General features: G+C 45.8%; 13 protein-coding genes and 1 tRNA gene. 4 read left to right on the forward strand and 10 right to left on the reverse strand.

Annotated elements, in window-relative coordinates; all coding sequences use genetic code 11:
* Positions 1-129 precede the first annotated feature (129 nt).
* The gene (gene mgrA, locus ACTJJS_RS26000; protein ID WP_440666213.1) at positions 130-1131 is read left to right on the forward strand and encodes an L-glyceraldehyde 3-phosphate reductase; all 1002 of its coding nucleotides are present in this window, start codon (positions 130-132) and stop codon (positions 1129-1131) included.
* A gap of 22 nt (positions 1132-1153) precedes the next feature.
* On the opposite strand, the gene ACTJJS_RS26005 is transcribed toward mgrA, so the two are convergent.
* Positions 1154-2227, reverse strand: coding sequence for an NADH:flavin oxidoreductase/NADH oxidase (locus ACTJJS_RS26005; RefSeq protein ID WP_440666214.1), 1074 nt, complete (start codon positions 2225-2227; stop codon positions 1154-1156).
* A 242-nt stretch (positions 2228-2469) separates the two neighbouring features.
* Between ACTJJS_RS26005 and ACTJJS_RS26010 the strand changes: the two genes are divergently transcribed.
* Positions 2470-3186, forward strand: coding sequence for a phytanoyl-CoA dioxygenase family protein (locus tag ACTJJS_RS26010; protein ID WP_440666259.1), 717 nt, complete (start codon positions 2470-2472; stop codon positions 3184-3186).
* A gap of 133 nt (positions 3187-3319) precedes the next feature.
* Here ACTJJS_RS26010 and ACTJJS_RS26015 read toward each other — a convergent pair whose 3' ends face one another.
* From ACTJJS_RS26015 to ACTJJS_RS26030, 4 genes are all read right to left on the reverse strand, one after another.
* Positions 3320-5128 (reverse strand): RagB/SusD family nutrient uptake outer membrane protein, encoded by a 1809-nt coding sequence (locus tag ACTJJS_RS26015; protein WP_440666216.1) that lies wholly within the window; start codon positions 5126-5128, stop codon positions 3320-3322.
* Between the two features lie 25 nt (positions 5129-5153).
* A complete protein-coding gene (locus ACTJJS_RS26020; protein WP_440666217.1) occupies positions 5154-8699 on the reverse strand; it encodes a SusC/RagA family TonB-linked outer membrane protein in 3546 nt (1181 codons plus the stop codon).
* A gap of 77 nt (positions 8700-8776) precedes the next feature.
* Positions 8777-9793: a FecR family protein gene (locus ACTJJS_RS26025; protein ID WP_440666218.1), complete on the reverse strand. Its 1017-nt coding sequence runs from the start codon at positions 9791-9793 to the stop codon at positions 8777-8779.
* A 66-nt stretch (positions 9794-9859) separates the two neighbouring features.
* Positions 9860-10471 carry an RNA polymerase sigma factor gene (locus ACTJJS_RS26030; RefSeq protein WP_168874510.1) on the reverse strand — a complete coding sequence of 204 codons (612 nt, stop codon included), beginning with the start codon at positions 10469-10471 and terminating at the stop codon, positions 9860-9862.
* A gap of 100 nt (positions 10472-10571) precedes the next feature.
* Here ACTJJS_RS26030 and ACTJJS_RS26035 point away from each other — a divergent pair, with 100 nt between their 5' ends.
* Both ACTJJS_RS26035 and ACTJJS_RS26040 read left to right on the forward strand, forming a co-directional pair.
* Positions 10572-10739, forward strand: coding sequence for a phosphatidate cytidylyltransferase (locus tag ACTJJS_RS26035; RefSeq protein ID WP_168874509.1), 168 nt, complete (start codon positions 10572-10574; stop codon positions 10737-10739).
* Between the two features lie 180 nt (positions 10740-10919).
* A tRNA-Pro gene (locus tag ACTJJS_RS26040) sits at positions 10920-10993 on the forward strand.
* A gap of 263 nt (positions 10994-11256) precedes the next feature.
* On the opposite strand, the gene ACTJJS_RS26045 is transcribed toward ACTJJS_RS26040, so the two are convergent.
* The 5 genes from ACTJJS_RS26045 to ACTJJS_RS26065 form a co-directional block, all read right to left on the reverse strand.
* A protein-coding gene (locus tag ACTJJS_RS26045) for an IS3 family transposase (RefSeq protein ID WP_440666220.1) occupies positions 11257-12352 on the reverse strand; the annotation gives its coding sequence in 2 pieces (ribosomal slippage) (positions 11257-12091 and positions 12090-12352; 1098 coding nt in all).
* A gap of 338 nt (positions 12353-12690) precedes the next feature.
* Positions 12691-13626, reverse strand: coding sequence for a hypothetical protein (locus tag ACTJJS_RS26050; RefSeq protein WP_440666221.1), 936 nt, complete (start codon positions 13624-13626; stop codon positions 12691-12693).
* Positions 13626-15437 carry a hypothetical protein gene (locus ACTJJS_RS26055; protein WP_440666222.1) on the reverse strand — a complete coding sequence of 604 codons (1812 nt, stop codon included), beginning with the start codon at positions 15435-15437 and terminating at the stop codon, positions 13626-13628. The genes ACTJJS_RS26050 and ACTJJS_RS26055 overlap by 1 nt, the downstream gene beginning before the upstream one ends.
* A 444-nt stretch (positions 15438-15881) precedes the next feature.
* Entirely contained in the window at positions 15882-16139 is a 258-nt protein-coding gene (locus ACTJJS_RS26060; protein WP_440666223.1) for a cytochrome P450, read from the reverse strand.
* 921 nt (positions 16140-17060) lie between these two features.
* Entirely contained in the window at positions 17061-17987 is a 927-nt protein-coding gene (locus ACTJJS_RS26065; protein ID WP_440666224.1) for a hypothetical protein, read from the reverse strand.
* Between the last annotated feature and the right edge of the window lie 561 nt (positions 17988-18548).

The raw sequence follows: 18548 nt of genomic DNA on the forward strand, positions 1-18548 counted from the left end.
TAGCGAAGACCTGAGCGGATTACTGCTCAGGTCTTCGTTTTTTAGGTAAATAGTAATCTCCTCATATTAATTCGTAATTCGTAATTCGTAATTGATTATTATCTTGTTTGCCGAAAAAAAACACCTTACATGCAATATACTCCAGCTACCGACAGATATGATGCCATGATGTACAACCGTTGTGGTAAAAGCGGCCTGCAATTGCCGGCTATTTCACTGGGCCTGTGGCACAACTTCGGCTCTATTGACAACTATGAAAATGGCCGTAGTATTATCCGGCGCGCTTTCGACAAAGGTATTACCCACTTCGACCTGGCCAACAACTATGGCCCGGTGCCAGGCAGTGCGGAAGAAAATTTCGGACGTATCCTCCGCCAGGATTTCACCGGGCATCTGCGTGATGAGCTGGTGATCTCCACCAAAGCCGGTTACCTGATGTGGCCCGGCCCTTATGGTGACAAAGGCTCCCGTAAATACCTTATCTCCAGCCTCGACCAAAGCCTGCGCCGCATGGGACTGGAATATGTGGACATATTCTACTCCCACCGCCCTGATCCTGAAACACCGATAGAAGAAACGATGGGCGCCCTGCACAGCATCGTGCAACAGGGAAAAGCGCTATACGTGGGCCTTTCCAACTATACCGCGGAACAAACCAAAGAGGCTGTCGCCGTACTAAAATCACTCGGTACCACCTGCCTGATCCATCAGCCTAAATACAGCATGTTTGAAAGGTGGGTGGAAAACGGTCTGCTCGATGTGCTCGAAACTAACGGTATCGGCTGTATTCCGTTTTCTCCGTTAGCACAGGGCCTGCTTACGGACCGTTACCTGAACGGTATTCCCGCAGGTTCACGCGCCAGCAAACCCAGCGGCTTCCTCCAGGAGAATGAAGTATCAGAAGAGAAAATAGCGAAGATCAGGCAGCTCAACAGCCTGGCGCAGGAGCGCGGCCAGTCCCTCGCTCAAATGGCGCTGGCATGGATACTGAAAGACAAACGTATCACCACAGTACTGATAGGCGCCAGCTCCGTAGCGCAGCTGGACAACAACCTGGATACATTGAAGAACGTGTCTTTTACTTCAGCAGAACTGGAAAAAATAGAAAATATCCTGCACGGCCGGGGCTAACGCCCCGGGCCGCAGGCCTTTATCAGCGGGGTTTCGCTCTTTCGTATTGCACCGGCCATTTAACGCTGGTATCGCCCAACAGATGGGCCGCCCGTAACGGGAAATAAGGATCGCGCAACAGCTCACGCGCCAGCAGCACGATGTCTGCCCTTCCCTGTTCTATGATCGACTCTGCCTCCTGGGCGGTGGTGATAAGTCCTACCGCGCCGGTGGCTATCTTTGCTTTCTTTTTGATTTCCTCTGCAAAAGGCGTCTGGTACAATGGTCCCAGGCTGATCTTCTGATGCGGCACCAGTCCGCCGGAAGAGCAATCGATCAGGTCCACCTCTTCTGCTTTCAGCAGGGCGGCCAACTGTGTGGACTGCTCCAGGTCCCAGCCGCCGGGCGCCCAATCGGTAGCGGATATACGAACCAGCAGCGGCAGTTCCTTTGGCCATACTGCCCGTACGGATTCCACTGTCTGTAACAGCATACGTATCCTGTTGTCAAAGCTGCCGCCGTATTCGTCAGTACGCTGATTGCTCAGCGGCGACAGGAAACTGTGCAGCAGGTAACCATGCGCCGCATGTATCTCCACTACTTTAAAGCCGGCCTGCAAGGCCCTGGCGGCCGCCTTCCGGAAATCGTTCAGCACTTCCAGGATGCCTTCCTGGGTGAGGGCTACCGGCATCGGATAGCCGTCATTGAACGGAATGGCGCTGGGCGCATACACGTCTTCCCAACCACCATCTGCCGGCGTTACCTTGCCGCTCCCCTCCCATGGCCTTCGCGTACTGGATTTCCTACCGGCATGTGCCAGCTGTATGCCCGGCACCGCTCCCTGCGCGGCAATAAATGCCGTAATACGTTGCAGCATCGGGATGTGCTCATCTTTCCAGATGCCGAGGTCCTGCGGGGAGATGCGGCCTTCCGGAGACACCGCCGCCGCTTCAGTCAACACCAGTCCGGCCCCGCCTACCGCCCGGCTGCCCAGATGCACCAGGTGCCAGTCGTTGGCAAAACCATCTTCAGAAGAATACTCACACATGGGTGATACCGCGATACGGTTACGCAGCGTGACGGTCCTCAGCTGCAGGGGAGTGAACAAATGCGCCATGGTCTCTCGTTTTATCTGCTTAAAAATAAGGTATTCTGCCCGAACGGCCATCATATAAACAGATGCCAGAGGAGGACGCAGTAAACCCATGTATTTTATGTAAAGAACTACACGCCGCTCCTTTAAAATAGCTACTGCAACGCATATACTGAGATGGAAAGCCGGTAAGGGCCTGGCTCCGTGCGTATGCGTGTCAAAGAGTAAACGAAGGGGCATTCAACAAATAACCCCTACATTTGAAGATGATAGAAAATATCGAAGTACATCGGCAACAACTGGCCACGGAAGGCTATACTGTACTGGAAGATATCTTTTCGGGAGAAGAGGTGCAGGCGATCCTGCAACAGGTAGCTGCTGCCGACACCAGTCAGACGGTGTTCCGTAAGACGGCCGATCTGTTTGCCATCCGGCAGTTTCTGCAATCAGTGCCGGGTGTGCGAAGCACTATTTTTACGCCGGCATTACAGCGCATCATTCATACACTGTTTGGAGAAGATTATGTACCGGTGAAATCCATCTATTTCGATAAGCCGGGCCAGTCCAACTGGTTTGTGGCATGGCACCAGGACCTGACCGTCTCCGTCAGCGAGCGCCTGCCGGTAGAAGGTTTTGGCCCGTGGACGGTAAAGCAGGGTCAGTATGCCGTGCAGCCGCCACTGTCGCTGTTGGAAAATATCTACACCATCAGGCTGCACCTCGATGATACCGACGCACAGAATGGAGCGCTAAAAGTGATACCCGGCACACATTTACAGGGCATTGTAAGGCCGGACAGTATTTCCCTGCAAGCCACTCCTGAAGTAAGCTGCAATGTAAAAAGCGGTGGTATTATGATTATGCGGCCCTTGCTGATGCATGCGTCGTCACGTAGTACCAGTGGCGCCAGCCGCAGGGTGGTACATATGGAATTCTGCAACAGCGGACTTCCCGGCGGATTGATGTGGTCTGAAAAAATTTAGGAATTTTTTGATGCACGATTTTTTGATTTCGGCGACCATCAAAGCGGATAAATAAAAAGATCGAAGCGATGTACTTCGATCTTTTTATTTTATTATTTATTCATTCTTATAATTTCACAAATCAAACTCCGATTTAGTACCCCGGGTTTTGAATCAGCACTGACTTACCGTTTTTCACGCTCAGGTCTATCTGCCGTTGCGGAATCGGGTAATACCTGTTTCTAGCACTGAAATTACCGCTGGCAATATCAGAGGTGATCGTTCTCTCATAGGTAAAATAGCGGTTGATCTCTGTTTGTGCCAGCCCCCATCTTACCAGGTCAAAGAAGCGATGTCCTTCCATGGCCAGTTCCAGCTTACGTTCGAATCGGACCGCTTTCAGCGCAAAATCTTTTCCACCACCGGCGAAGGCGCCTGCCGGATAGGGGCTTACGTGATAATTGGCCGCAGGTTCATCGGTGGTACCACCCATAGGGTCATTGGGGTCAATATATTCCTTTACCCATCCTACGGGATTGGCTGCACGTTCACGGACCATATTCACATATGCCTGCGCCTTATCGAGGCTGCCGGCATTGGCCTGGCATTCGGCCGCCATCAGCAGTACGTCGGCAAAACGTATCAGTACATAGTTGATGGCATTGCCCGGCGCCCAGGCGTTACCGTCATAAAATTTGTCCTGGTTCACCTGCATGTACACATTTTTAAGCGCCGCGTAAGGGCCTGCTGACTGTTGGTTGCGTACCCATGCCATGCCCGGATGCAGGCCCCAGTCGAGGAAAGGAATACCACGACGGCCAACGGTCCAGTCCAGCCGCGGGTCCAGGTTGCCGTTATCCGGTGTAAAAGCTACGGTATCGGGCACGCCCATATCATTTTTTACCGGATGCTGATTAAAATCGTCGAGATAAGGCAGTCCGTCATCATTAGTACGGAAGGAGTTCACCAGGTCCTGTGAAGGCTGATAAAAACCACAACAGCTGAAAGGGCCGTTGTACGGATAGTTCAGCATCTCGCCCTGGTTGGCATTACCGGTACCGCCGGAACCGTCATTGGCGCTGTATTGTATGGAGAAGACCGCTTCCCTGTTATTTTCCGTGAAAGCATCGAAGTTATCGTGGAAATGCTCCATCAGGCCAAATTTCAAACCTTTCGTCGTAACGCCGGAATTGATCACATCTTCCAGCAGCGGCATAGCGGCCGCATACTTTCCCTGGAACAATAATGTTTTAGCGAGATAAGCCACGGCAGCCCATTTATTGGCGCGGCCCACCTCCTTTTGTGTTTCGGGCAGGTGATCCGCGGCGTACTTAAAATCCGCTTCGATCATCGGCCAGATATCCTTATCATTCGGTACTTTATAATCATCTACCACCAGTTTCTGATAGTTGGCTGAATTTTCATCTACCCAGGGCACTTTATCAAACATCTTCTTGAGGTCGGAATAATAGTGGGCGCGCAGGAAGCGGGCCTCCCCTGCCACCACCTGCTTCTCCGCGTCTGTCATGTCGGTCACTTTGGCCAGCACGTGCAGGGTGAAGTTACAGCGACGAATTCCTTCATAGTCTACTCTCCATTTATCATTGAAGAAGCCGTTGCTGGAGTTGGCGACGAAAGTACCGATCTGGAGAATAGGGGCCGCATCGCTGGGGTCACTGCCTTTGTGGGCATCGCCACCGGCCACGCTGCCATAGATCCAGTTGTCCGGTGATACGGCGTAACCACTGCCACCGGAGAGGTTTTTCATATCGCCGTCCTGATAGTCCTGTCCGTCGAGCGCACCATATGCGCCGATGAGCAGTGTGTTCACCCCTTTTTTATTGGTGAGTGCGTCTTCCTGTAAAGCCGATTGTGGTTCTCGCTCCAGGAAACTTTTGCTACAACCGGCGAGCAGCAGGGTTGTAAAAGAAGCGCCCAACACTATATGATAGAATGTTTTCATGGTCTTTAATTTAAGTGAGCAACGATTAAAAAGCCAGGTTCACCCCGATGAGGTATTGGCGTTGATTCGGGTATGCGCCTTCGTCCACGCCGAAGTCGGTGATATTGGAACCGCCGATTTCAGGATCGATACCCGAATATTTGGTGATGGTGAACAGGTTGGCTGCCTGCACATATACCCGGAACTTCGTGATGTGTAAGCGTGACAGGGAGCCGGCCGGCAGCGTATATCCGAGCGTTACGTTTTTAGCGCGCAGATAGGCGCCGTTTTCCACCATATAGGAGTTGGGAACGCCTTGTGTGCTGACAGAGCCGTCCACTTCCTGTATAGGCGCTTTGGCATCTTTATGGTCAGGGCGCCAGGAATCGTAGAGCGCTGTTTTACTCTTTGCGCTTTCGAATGATGAATAGAAATCGCGCCACCAGCGAACGTTGTTCCATATCTGGTTGCCATGTGTACCGAAGAGGAAAATATTGAAATCGAAGTTTTTGTAGGCTACGCCGATATTGATACCGTAGGTGAAATCAGGGTTGGGATTACCGAGGAAAGTGCGGTCGTCCGGCGTAATGCGGCCGTCGCCGTTGATGTCTTTATAGCGGAAGCGTCCCATGCCGGCGCCTTCCTGGTAGAAAGCGTCCGGGTTATTGGTGGCTTTCTTTACTTTATCGTCCGCATCTGTTACTTCCTGGGCGCTGTTCCAGAAGCCTTCGATCTGATAGCCGAAGAACGAAGACACCGGATGACCTACCGCATTGCGGATAATGTTGCTGCCATCGAAGCGGCGGCTGTCACCATCGAAGTAGTCCACGCCGTCGGCGATCTTCATGATTTCGTTTTTGTAGGTCGTGAGCGTACCGGTAACATTCAGTTTCAGTTTGTTGCTGAATTCCTTGTGCCATCCGACAGAGAAATCGAAGCCATGGTTTTTCATCTGCGCGATATTCACGAACGGCTGTGCGGCCGTACCGGCGAGGCCTGGCAGCTCAGGATTGTACAGCAGGTCTTTGATGTCTTTGCTGTAATAATCGATGGAGAAGTCCAGTTCACCTTTGAACAGGGACGCGTCCAGGCCGATGTTGGCGTTGACATCACTTTCCCATTTTGCATCGGGGTTACCGATCTGCATGCCTGCGAAACCGGCCGTGAGGCTATTGTTGGTACCTGCCAGGTCATAATAGCTGGCGCTGCGTTTGCCGCCATAGAGGAAGTACCCGTTGTTGACGCTGAGATTGAGCTGGTTGCCCATGATGCCCCAGCCGCCACGGATTTTCAGGTCGCTGATCCAGGTGAGCGGTTTCATGAAGGCTTCCTCGGAGAGGCGCCAGCCTGCTGTTACAGCGGGGAAGGTGCCGAAGCGGTTGTTGATGAACTTCGAAGAACCATCACGGCGGATAGTGGCGCTGATGAGGTATTTATCACGGAAGGAATAGTCCACTCTTGCGAGGAGCGAATACAGTCCTTCCTGTTCGCGGTTGCTGTAGTTTGTCTGAGTGCCGGTGCCGGTGCTGAGGTCCGGGAAATTCGGATCAAAAGTAAAGTAGTCTTTGGTAGTGCCGCCTACAGCGCGTTTGCGGCTGTCGAACGCTTCTGTGCCGGCCAGTATTTTCAGGTCGTGTGTATTATTAAAGCGTTGGTGATAGGTCAGCGTGTTGGTCCATGTCCAGCTATGGCCGTTATTGGAACCTTCCGAGTAGGAGTTGGAAGTATTGTTTTCCTTGTTCTCATACTGCGGATAGGTAAAGGAGTGGGACCACCCGGAATAGATCTCACCGCCAAAGCTGGTACGGAAGGTGAGGTATTTCAGGAAGTCCACTTCTCCGTAGATGTTACCAAACAAACGGGTGTTAAGGCCTTTGTTGTTTCTGGTGCGAGCCTGCATTGCTACCGGGTTATAGGCATCTCCGAGGGCATCGCCCCAGGAGCCAGCAAAATTGCCTTTGATATCATACACCGGTATGATGCTTTGTTCGCGCATGGCGTGGCCGATGGCCGCGTCGGAGCTGTTGATTTCCACAGCAGGGTTTTCCGTCATCGAAAAAGCGAGATTTTCCCCCACTCTGATGTGATCAGTGATGTTGTACTGGGTATTGGAGCGGATCGTATATCTTTTCAGATAGGTGTTCAGCAACGTACCCTGTTGATTAAAATAATTGAGGGAAAAGAGGTAATTGCCGCGGTCCCCGCCACCGCTCACAGCTACGTTGTGGCTGGTGATGGGGGCCGGGCGGAAGACTTCGTGATACCAGTCAGTCCCGGCCTTGTTGGCACGTACAATGCGGTAAAAGTTGTTATAATCGTTTTGATCAGTAAAGTTTGGATTCACATAATATTTGGAAGGGTCCACAGCGGGATCGCCTTCCATGGCGCCATCGGGGGTGATATAATCGGGGATGACCGGCGCATTGCCGTTGCCATATTGCGGGGTATGTGGATTAAGACCGGAATTGGTATAGGCCATCCAGCGGAGCTGTGCCTGTTCTGTGGGATTGAGGGTATTCCAGACATTGCCTTTTTTCGGGTATTGGCGGCCGTAGTACCCGTCATAATGAACGGATACTTTGCCGGTGCCCCTGCGGGTGGTGATAACGATCACGCCGTTAGAGGCGCGGGCGCCGTAGATAGAGGCAGCGCCGGCATCTTTCAGTACCTGGAGGCTGGCCACATCGTTGGGGTTGAGGTCAGCGATATCTGTTGTGGGCACACCGTCCACCACATACAGGGGGGAGTTGGAGCCGAAGGTGTTGATACCGCGGATTCTGATCTGTGGCGCTTCACCTGGTTGACCGGAACCAATGACGGTCACGCCTGATGCCTGTCCTTGCAGCTGTTCCGTTACCTGCGCCGTTGGTTGCCGGTTCAGCTGCTCAATGTTTACCACTGCCACTGACCCGGTGAGGTCTTTTTTCTTCTGGGTGGTATAACCGGTGACCACAATTTCGTTCAGTGCGCTGGCGCCTTCTTTCAGGGTGAAGTTCACCAGCTGTCTATCGCCAACGACTATACGCTGTGTTTCAAAACCGATGAAGGTCACTTCCAGCTGGTCATCACTTCTGCCGGGCACGGAGATGGTATATACGCCGTCCGCATTGGTAACGGTGCCGATGCTGGTGCCGGGTATTTTTACGGTCACGCCGGCGATGGGATTTCCTTTTTCATCTTTCACGGTACCTTTCACCGGGCGCTGCTGCAGCGGGCCTGACGAGGTAGCAGGCGCTGCGGGCGCTGTTTTTTCGGTGATCATGTAAAAGTGGTCCCTTAGTTTTTCGAAATGCAGGTTAAATGGTGCCAATGCTTTATGCAGTGCTTCTTCCACTGTCTGGCAGCCGTCGACGGACAGTTGTACCCGTTTGCTTTTCACCAGGTTGCTTTTGTAAGCGATAGATACGTTAAAACGTTGTTCTATCAGGTGCAGCACATCTTTCAGGGAAGACTCATCGGGTTGGCCGGTAGTTCCCGGACGCAGGGGGGCCGCAGGAGTGCCGGTGGCAGCCAGGGCCGGGACAGCAACCGATTGAAATAGGAAATACAGGGCTAAAGAGGGCACTAGCGCCACACGTAAACCTCTTTTCATGTGAACGGGTTTTGACGATTAATATTAATAATGAGATTTTGGTTGCAGCAAAAGGTGGCCTGCCTTTTACGCGGGTATTACTTCTTTTGTATCCAGACTTCGTCGCCTTTTTGGTTGAATTTCATTCGGAAAACCTTTTCCAGCTGTACCAGCATGGTATCAGCATTATAGATGATGGGCATGGAGCCCGACACTTTGTATTTCAGCAGCTGGGTATCCGGAACGATAATGGTTTTGCCGAAGACCTGCTGCATAAATGCCGCAGCATCGGCGAGGGAATAATCGTCCATCACGAGGCGGCCGGTATGCCAGGAAACGTACTGGCTGGCATTGACGCTGCTTTTGGTAAAGTCGCCGTCCTGTTTGTTGTACCGTACCATTTCTCCCGGTTGCAGGGCCATGGAGGTATTCCGGCCTTCGATATTAAGCTGTATCTTTCCCTGTTGCAGTACCACTACCACTTCTTTGCCTGCGCTGTTGACATTAAACTGTGTGCCCAGTACTTCTACATTGATATTGTCATAGGTATGCACCACAAACCGCTGGTGTGAGACCGTGTGTTTTACATGAAAGAAAGCTTCGCCGTCGAGCCATACCTCCCTTTGTTTGCCGGAGGTGGCGTACAACAGGCGGGAATCGGCATTGAGCGTTACTTCCGAGCTGTCTGGCAGCAGGAGCGTTTTCGCTTCCCCTAGGCGGGTATGCGCGCTCACGATGGTGGGTGTATGGTCTTCGCGCCACCAGGACCATCCGCCGGCCAGGAGCATGCCTGACAGCAGGACTGCCGCATACTTCCACAGCTGTCGCCAGTGCGACCGTGTAGGCGTTGCCGTGATGGGCGCCTCGTCTTCCAGTCCCCCGCTGATAGCTGCCCACAGCTCCTCTTTCTGCCCTTCAGAGAGCTGATACGATGTGAAGCTGATGCCTTGTAGCAGTTGTTTTGCTTCCCGGATGTCATTTTCCTTCTCCGGGTGTTGCTGCAGCCAGTGTTCCCAGAAAACATTCCTGGTGGACGGTTGCAGCACCCATTGCTGGAAATCCTCGTCCAGGGCAAAGTCACGGGCGCTATATGACAGATAATCTTTACGGGCCAAGTGGCGGTCTTTTTACTAAAGAGCAGGTAACGGGTTTTTTCTCATCACTTTTTGGGAGATTTTTTTTCATCTTCCCAAAAACAGCAACAGCAGCGGGAAAGGCAGGTTCTTTTTGAGGATGGCGATAGCTTTGGAGATGGTGTTATACACGGAATCCACCTGCATGGACATGATACCGGCCACTTCGTTGTAACTGAGGTTCTGGTAAAAACGGAGGTAGATGGCTTCCCGCTGGCGGCGGGTCAGGTTACCGAGTGCAGCCTGTAACAGCTTCTTTTGTTCTGCTGCGGTCTCTTCCTGTATCAGTTTATTCTCCTGTGGGGTGGTGAACTCAAATTCAAACCCCTCCCAGGAGTCGCGGTATTGCCAACGGCGGTCTTTTTGCAGGGAGCGTAGCAGGCGACGGCGCAGGCTGCTGATCAGGTAATAGCGGATATGCTGTACCTGCGGGCTCAGGTGTTCTCTGGTAAGCCAGAGGTCCTGGAACAGGTCCTGGATATTGTCATTCACCCTTTCATGGTCGCGGCAGAAATGCATGCCATAATGATAGAGGTGATCAACATGGGTTTTATATATTTCAGCGAAGGCGTGGCGATCTCCCTCCAGCAGGCGTCCCCAAAGTGAGGAATGGGAAGGCACCACTTTCAGGTCTGCGCGTACTGCTTTCCCTGTGTTCATAACTATTTTGGTTGAGTTAGATAAAGCTGTGCAATTATTCTGACAAATGCAAATCTTTTTTGGTACGGGATATGTATCGCGTTCATTTAAAAAGATATCCATGAAAAAGCTTACCTCTCTCCTGTTAGTAATGATGATCGTAATGATGACCAGCTGCGAAGTTGTCGGTGGTATTTTTAAGGCCGGTGTATGGACCGGTATAATTATCGTGGCGGTGGTGATTGCATTGATCATCTGGCTGATTTCCCGCGGCACCCGGAAGAATTGATTATCATTCGGGAATAAATAAAATTCAGTTTAATATTCGTTATTCCTACATTGTTTTGTAAAGACAACCAAGTAGTTAAAGCAACTATTTTTGAAAAAAAGTAACGCAATATTTTTTTAATTCAAATAATTACCTACTTTTGCATCCCCGTCAAACGGGAAACACACCGGAAAAAAGTTTCGGGACGTAGCGCAGCCCGGTAGCGCACTTGCATGGGGTGCAAGGGGTCGCTAGTTCGAATCTAGTCGTCCCGACGAACAAAATCAAGCACTTACATATTACTGTAAGTGCTTTTTTGTTTCCTGTAACCTCCAAATAAAATTGATTCAACACAAGGTTCCGGTAACACTATCCAAATCTATTTCATATGATTAATTTTTGTTGTGACGGGAAGGTCATCCCAACGCTCAAACGGGACATCATACACGTATTGTAGGCTTCCGCGAACTTCGGCCATAATAAGAATTAGGAATTTGCTTTGTGTGAGAGTGTAAGTACCCCATCTAGGTAACAGCGATTAAATGGAGTTTCTTGATTTTTGCAACTCTGTTTTCCATTCGCAAGGCGTCATGTTTTTCAAAGATTCGTGGGGTCTTCTCTGGTTATATTCTTCGATCCAGGCATCGGTTAATTCCCTTACTTGGTACAAGTCCTCAAAAATATAGGCATCCAGGACGGCTTCTCTGTAAAGACGATTAAATCGTTCGATATAACCATTCTGCATCGGTCGGCCTGGTTGAATGTATTGTAGCCTGATATCATGCTGATGGCACCACTGTTCAAAGTACCCGGAAGTGAACTCCGGGCCATTATCAGTTCTTATCGCAGCTGGTTTCCCTCTGGATTCAATAATTTTTTCCAATACCCGCACAATTCGGTATGAGGATAGTGAAGTATCGATTTCTATACCCAAGACCTCCCGGGAGCCATCATCTATCACGTTAAATGTCCTGAAGCGTTTGTTTCCGGTCAGGCTATCACTCATGAAATCCATACTCCAGATGATATTAACATTGGTTTGCTGCTGCAATGGTTGTTTGATACGGGCAGGCACTCTCCGTTTGAGCTTCTTCCTCTTATTCAGTTTAAGCTGCCTGTATACCCGATATACTCTTTTATGATTCCAGTGATGGCCAGCACGCCTCAAATAGGCAAAAAGCTTGCGAAAGCCGTAGAAAGTATGCTTAAAAGCAAGGTCCTGAAGGGCATCAATCAGTACCTGGTCATTTCTACGACTACGATAGTAAAACTTCGAACGGGGAAAGGAAACTATTCGACAGGCCCTGCTCACAGAAACACCCTGGTCGCAGACCAGTTCTTCTGCTACTTGTCTTTTTGTGGAAGGGCCCAGCTTTTTTTGTGAATAGATCCTTCAGTATCTGATTGTCGAGGGAGAGGTCCGCATACATTCTTTTGAGCCTGGAATTTTCTTCCTCCAGGTCTTTGAGGCGCTTCACATCTGAAGCCTCCATGCCTCCATACTTGCTTTTCCAGTTATAGAAAGTGGCTTCAGAAATGCCGTGTTCGCGACAAATGTCCTTTGTGGCAAGCCCGTTCTCCTGCTGCTTCAAAATAGACACAATCTGGGTTTCTGTGAATCTGGTCTTTTTCATGATAGTAGTTCAATTTAAATTTAGCGTTTTTTTCTAAGTTTAAACTGTCACCACAATAGGGGTACTTACAATTTGAACAGGCCCAAAAAATTTTGTTGCAAGTAAATAAAAGAAATTTTATCTATTCAATTTGGCAGCAATAACTCACACCAGAGTTCCCTTAAGTGTCAAATTTAATATAGCTTTCACAAAAAATCTGTACTATTCTTCAACCCATGTAGGAAGTATAATACTTAAACAATCCATGGAGCAGTTGTGCCAATCTTTTTGAGCACTATGCATTTACAAAGAAGTTTACTGATTATTAAAAAGGAAGGATATGATTGAAAATTCTGCAATTAAATTCGCTTATCTTTTTTTATTTGTGCCCAAACATCACTTACCAATTTAGAAAAAGGACGCTTATGAAAATCGACGGAATCGATGAAAACTCCCAATAATAAATTCAGCAATTCATCTTCATTTTTCAAAACCTTTCCATACGGCAAATTTAAATCCTTCAACTGGTTAAAAATATCCTTGATCCAGGTGTCATTATACACATACTTCCTACGGATGATGTCCAAAACCAAATCCTTATGCAAACTATAAAGCTTGTCAATAAATAGGTTATTGATATTGTCTTTAAAATCTTTCGGTACGCTCATGCGAAGATCAAAGGAATCCAAATCATTAAACAACATAGGGGCCTTAATTTCAACTCTGAATTTAGGAAATATCTTTATTGAAGAATTGTACGGGTTGTAATACCGCCCCCTCTTGTTGCTTTTTATATGATTACATGGCTTACAAACCGGCACTAGGTTGTATAACGAAAGTGATAAAAGCGGATATGTATCCTTATTAAAAGAGTGATCCAATTCACTAGTTCTATTATTTTCACCAGGAACATTCAAAACATAGTTCCTATTGCAATAAGGACAAACCGTCACACCGGTCATAGAAACAAACGTATAGCCGCTATATCGATTATTTCCTATCCTAAATGGGGTCTTTTTTACAACAGAAAATTTTTCATATAATTTCTTTAGATTCTCAACTTCAGAAGGAACTTTCCATTTAATTTGATCCAACTGGTCCGCAATTCGTATGAGATCTTTGGGCTTTGCAATCAATACTTCAGCAAAGGTCCCTTTATGAATATTATTCTTTTTCAACCATGCATTGAGTTTCGCCAACCCCGTCTTCTTCATAGGATCAGCCATATAGGAGAGAATTACCTTTTGGTGGAGCTGCTCGAAAGCAGCAGCATTAGGGAGTTTTATTGGAATCATTAGTATTCGGTTTCATGATCCAGTCGTTGCAGCAAAAGTGTGCGAATAACCGGTTCACCAATTATACCTATTTTCTTTTTCAATTGATCGACCATTGCCTCATCATGCACAAAATCACGGTTATTTAAATCTTGTATTATTCTCTCGATCCATTTTCTAGCTACCTCACCAATCAATGTATTCTGGAGAAAAAAAGCGTTAGTATATAAACTGTGGATATTGGAACCAAATGTTTCATCTTTAAACTCTTCATGTTCTAACACACGAGGAGCCCCATTTTCAAGTGCAAGAAAATTGATTTTAGATTTGGGTACATCTGAAATAATGAATGGCGAATTTGATGTAATGATTAATTGAATTTTTTTCCCGGAAAATAGTTTCCCGAGGTAACCAACAATCATATCAAGATATTTTCTTTGCCAATCAGGATGAAAATATGTTTCACCTTCGTCAATTAGAATAATTAAATTGTGAGCATTTTTAAGCCCCTCATGCTTTCTAATTGAAAAAAATCTGGAATAAAATACAAGCATATTGTTTTCACCAGAGCTGAATCCTGGCCATTGATATGTGAGGAAATTGTAATCCCCGACTATTATATTGTAATATCTAATCAGGTCAAAAAGTACTTGACTATCCTCGTTCGAGGCAACCTGAATCTTCCCAAAAGTCTCCCACATTGAATCATCCCTAATAGACAACCATTGCTCAGGAATATCAGAAGAATGAACCACCTTCTCTAAAGCGGAAAAAATCAGTACCAGAGCGACCTGTATTGCGCCGTCATCAAGGAATATATCAATAACTTGTTGCGGCAGTATTTCTGCATGGCTGAAAATGAAGTCCACTACTAGTTCTTCATTGAGCTCACTGACCTTGGTTGGAAACCTGGTCCCTAATGAAAGAAAAATTCTATATTTAAAAAGGCAAATAAAGTTATTCTTAAACTCCTCCCGTGATACTACTTTTGATTTTATTAACATCATCACATCATAAAGATGGTCAGGAATATCAATTAGCCATCCCATTCCCTGGTCCGTAAACCAAGACGTTTTTTCCCCAAAAAAAGTGTCCCTCCTATCATCCATAAATAGGTACACATATTTTGGAAGAGCAATTGGTAAAGCGATTTCACCCTCCGTAATTAAGTTCATCTGCCGTCTTAGTTCTTCAGCACGAAATGCATTGATCGGGTGTACGCGGTCGGCAGCACCACTTCTAGTAGCACTACGGAATCCCGGACTCTCGGCGGCATCGGTATAAAGAAGGGTTTTTGTTGAAATGTCGATGGAATGTGAATAGTCGTATATATATTTAATATCAAATATATTACTGTAATAAATAATTCTATACCCTAAAGAAGGTTGATATCTGTCAACGAAAATTTTCCGCCCAGCTTCTTCAATCCATTGACGACAAATAGTTTCGTCGAAATAACAACATTCGAACTTCATCTGCTCTAACTCTGCAAGATTTTCTATTTTTAGACTACTATGACAGAAAATTGTTTTATCAAATATAGCAATGCACTCGAAACCTGAAGTATAGGCAGTAAACGATGAATCACTGTGCGAACCAAGTCTAAATAACAGAAATTCTAGTAATGTAGATTTTCCAGCCCCATTCATCCCAATTATAGCACTAAGTGCCGAAATCGACTCTCCATAAATATCTGGAACATAATCTACGTTTGGTGTTATTAACAACTTGCCTAGGCCTTGGTCGTAATTGTACAAGAATTCATCGGAAAAGGAAAAGCCTAGCTTTTCGATATTTTTGTAACTTTTAATCCAGATAAAATTTAACTGCATTTGGTTCAATAATTATTATTACACCATTTTTGGTAGCTTTCCAAATTGCTCGAATTTATTGATAATTTTTGGAACTCAAAAGTTCTTTCAGATTTAAAGCAGTAGGATTTCAAAACTTGCAATAACATATCCAATACCAGTATGAACGGGAAAAAATTAAGTCTGCAGCATAGCACTAATAGACACCAAATATGTTTTTATTATGGATTGTTAGTTTTATTCTCCAATTATGATAATATTGGGTCGTTCTCAAGTCAGCAACTTAATTGCGTCGTCGAGAATATCTAATATGTAGCTGGTCAAAAGCACTAGCCAATAGACTATCATTGAGGGCTGGTGTTCCAACCAATTCGATATCTTGTAAACTTCGCAGGATTACTTCTAAGGATATTCTTGTTTCAGCACGCAAAAGAAAGGAGCCTGCGCAAGAATGAACCCCATGTCCTAATGACAAATGTTGAGATGCTGTTTCTCTTTCAAGGTCAAATATATTTGTGAGTCGAAGACAGCCCTATCCCTGCTTGCGGTGCATATCCATGCTGTCACTATATCTCCTTTTTTGAGGTATTGGTGATTAATAACCGTATCTTCTTTAACAATTTGACACAGAGTAGGAACAGTGATCCTAAAACGGAGTAACTCTTCAATAAAGGAAGGAATTAATTCTTTATGCTCAGACAATAGCCTCTGGAGGTCTAGCAAAATATCTGATTCTAGAAAATTAGTCCAATGTCAGATTACATTGGATCTTTAACTCATAATATCCGCCAAATAATTCTAATTATTGATTCATGTTCGCTGCGCAATTGCTTCAAAACTTTTAATGAAGCTAGGGCGCCATAGCCATGATCTGCTAACATTTGCTGGACAGCAACAAGGCAATCCTGCATAAGAGTATATGACTTTTTTGTATCCCAAACAAATCCAAGCTCACTGGAGATATCTTTTTTTATCTCGATAGCTGTTAGAATCGCGAAAAACATCTGAAAGCTGGATCCAAACCCATCATAGCCATTTTTGCATAAGAAAAAAAGGTAATGTAGGAAAGTTATCAAAGATAATTCTACAAAAATCTTATATTTCTTGAATCTCAAAAATTTCTCGTGGATCATCTTCAAAATCAAGAAAACTTATCTCCAATGACGACTCATACAGAAAAGGATCTAATTTCACTTCATGTAGAAAAGCGAGCATAACGGAAGTCGTTTTGGTTTCCACCCAATCACGAGAAGTCCCTATTAGTAACCTCGTATCCTTGTCGTATGAAGTCAATGCAATATTTCCAGCGGAATCCGGGATCAAACAAATAATACTTTTCATTATACAATTATGATGAATTACGAAATTTCAGTACGTCAATTATATTATTTCAAACTCCTCTCCAATTTTTAATAGCTTCTGATGAAAATTCTTTATAATCTCCTGCTGCATAAATGAATTCCGATTTCTGGTCTGATAAAATTCAAAAAAAATCCTTTAGGTTTTTGCCTCTATTTTGTATCAACGAAACCTGATCTGTGTTGTAACCAATTAATTAGTAGAACATGATATAAACGCAGATACAAATAAAAGAAAATATAAGTACCTCGTAAAAATGATCTTGAGGAAAAATTTTATTTATTATTAGACATCTTCTGCATCAAAATTTAAACTTGCTATTTCTTGATTTGCATTTGATTCTAGCATATGGTTATCCAAATCTTGGATTCGCCTTCTAGAATAGCGATAGGTAGAGCCTTCAAGGTCATATCCTTCCATTTCGGAAAAATCATCATTGTAATTCAAAAAATAGTAGGATACATTTCCTTCAATCGAAGTAGTTACAAGAGAAACTGCACTTTTTATCAAATTGATACAGTAGCCTTTAATGTTACCAACTTTGGTCATTTCGTCATTCTCGAGGAAAAATATTTCATCCTTAACAAAGCGATAGTGTCGAAAAACTTTAATGTGATTTGGAAGCGTCATATAACAATACCAAATTCCGTCAAGGTTACTATATTCAAAACGCATCATCAACTGTGTATATTTTGCAGTACTTGTCTTAATTTCTTGGGTTGCAGCAACAAGTTTTTGAGCAAGCTGTTGATTTTTATCAGACAATTCTTTATTCTGAACAAGAGTTGCTGCTTCGGTAGAAATCTTATCAGACATTTCTTTTATCTCCTTCTCATACTCATCACGAATTTGGATGAATAGTGATCCGGGGATTATACCAGTACCTACTATTTTCAAATTTGATCTGTTACTTCTGGTTCTGGTCCAGGTATAAAACACAGAAATACCCCATTTTACAAAAGGTATAGCCCCCGTGTATAATACTGCCGAGCCTAATGGCCCAAAAATCGTTCTACAACCGTTACTAATTTCATGCTGGATAAAGTCAATCATTGAGCCATAGCCTAGCTTAGATAGGGTTTCAGGCTTTAGGAACACTATTCCAGCAGGTATCTTCCAGTTCCAGAGGAGCCAGGCAATAACGAAGGATGAAATCAGCGGGTTGGTGGCCCGGTCTTTAATGTCATGGAAAAAGTCAGATATCTTATCCATAGAGGGTCCTTGGTTGATTTTGTTGTTTTAGGCAATGGTTGGGGATGTTCTTGTTTGGTCCAGCAACAAACTGTATCCTGATCAATAGATCATAGACATGAAGATACGACATTTTACTGATTGAAATCAATCAGCCTCTGAGCTAGATGTAATTTATAAATGCAGAACGAGGAGTTCAGTTAAAGGATAAGCTGCTTACCAGGTGGCCTATCCTTTGTACTATGGCACCTCGAAAAACTGTGGTAATAGGTAAATATCCATCTGGATACCCGACATCTAATCTAAGCAGGCCATGAGAATCAATAGTGTAAAGCGGTATATCTCCTTTTTTTAGGGTAGGCATAATTTCAAAAAAAATCCTATCCCCACGGTCTAAGCATTTTACATCGTTTAGCCCAATCAGTATTGTTTAATATATAAACGATAAAAGTGAAAAGGAGTACTATTACACTCGATGTTAGAAATTCCGGAGCCGATGGCCTGCCGCTGTCCACTATTAGCTGCCTGACCAGCCAGAATTTCTGGAATATACATGACGGGAGTGATTAGTTGAGCTGTGTG

Source organism: Chitinophaga sp. 22308 (assembly GCF_052045305.1).
In the GTDB taxonomy this organism is placed as follows: Bacteria; Bacteroidota; Bacteroidia; order Chitinophagales; family Chitinophagaceae; genus Chitinophaga; species Chitinophaga varians_A.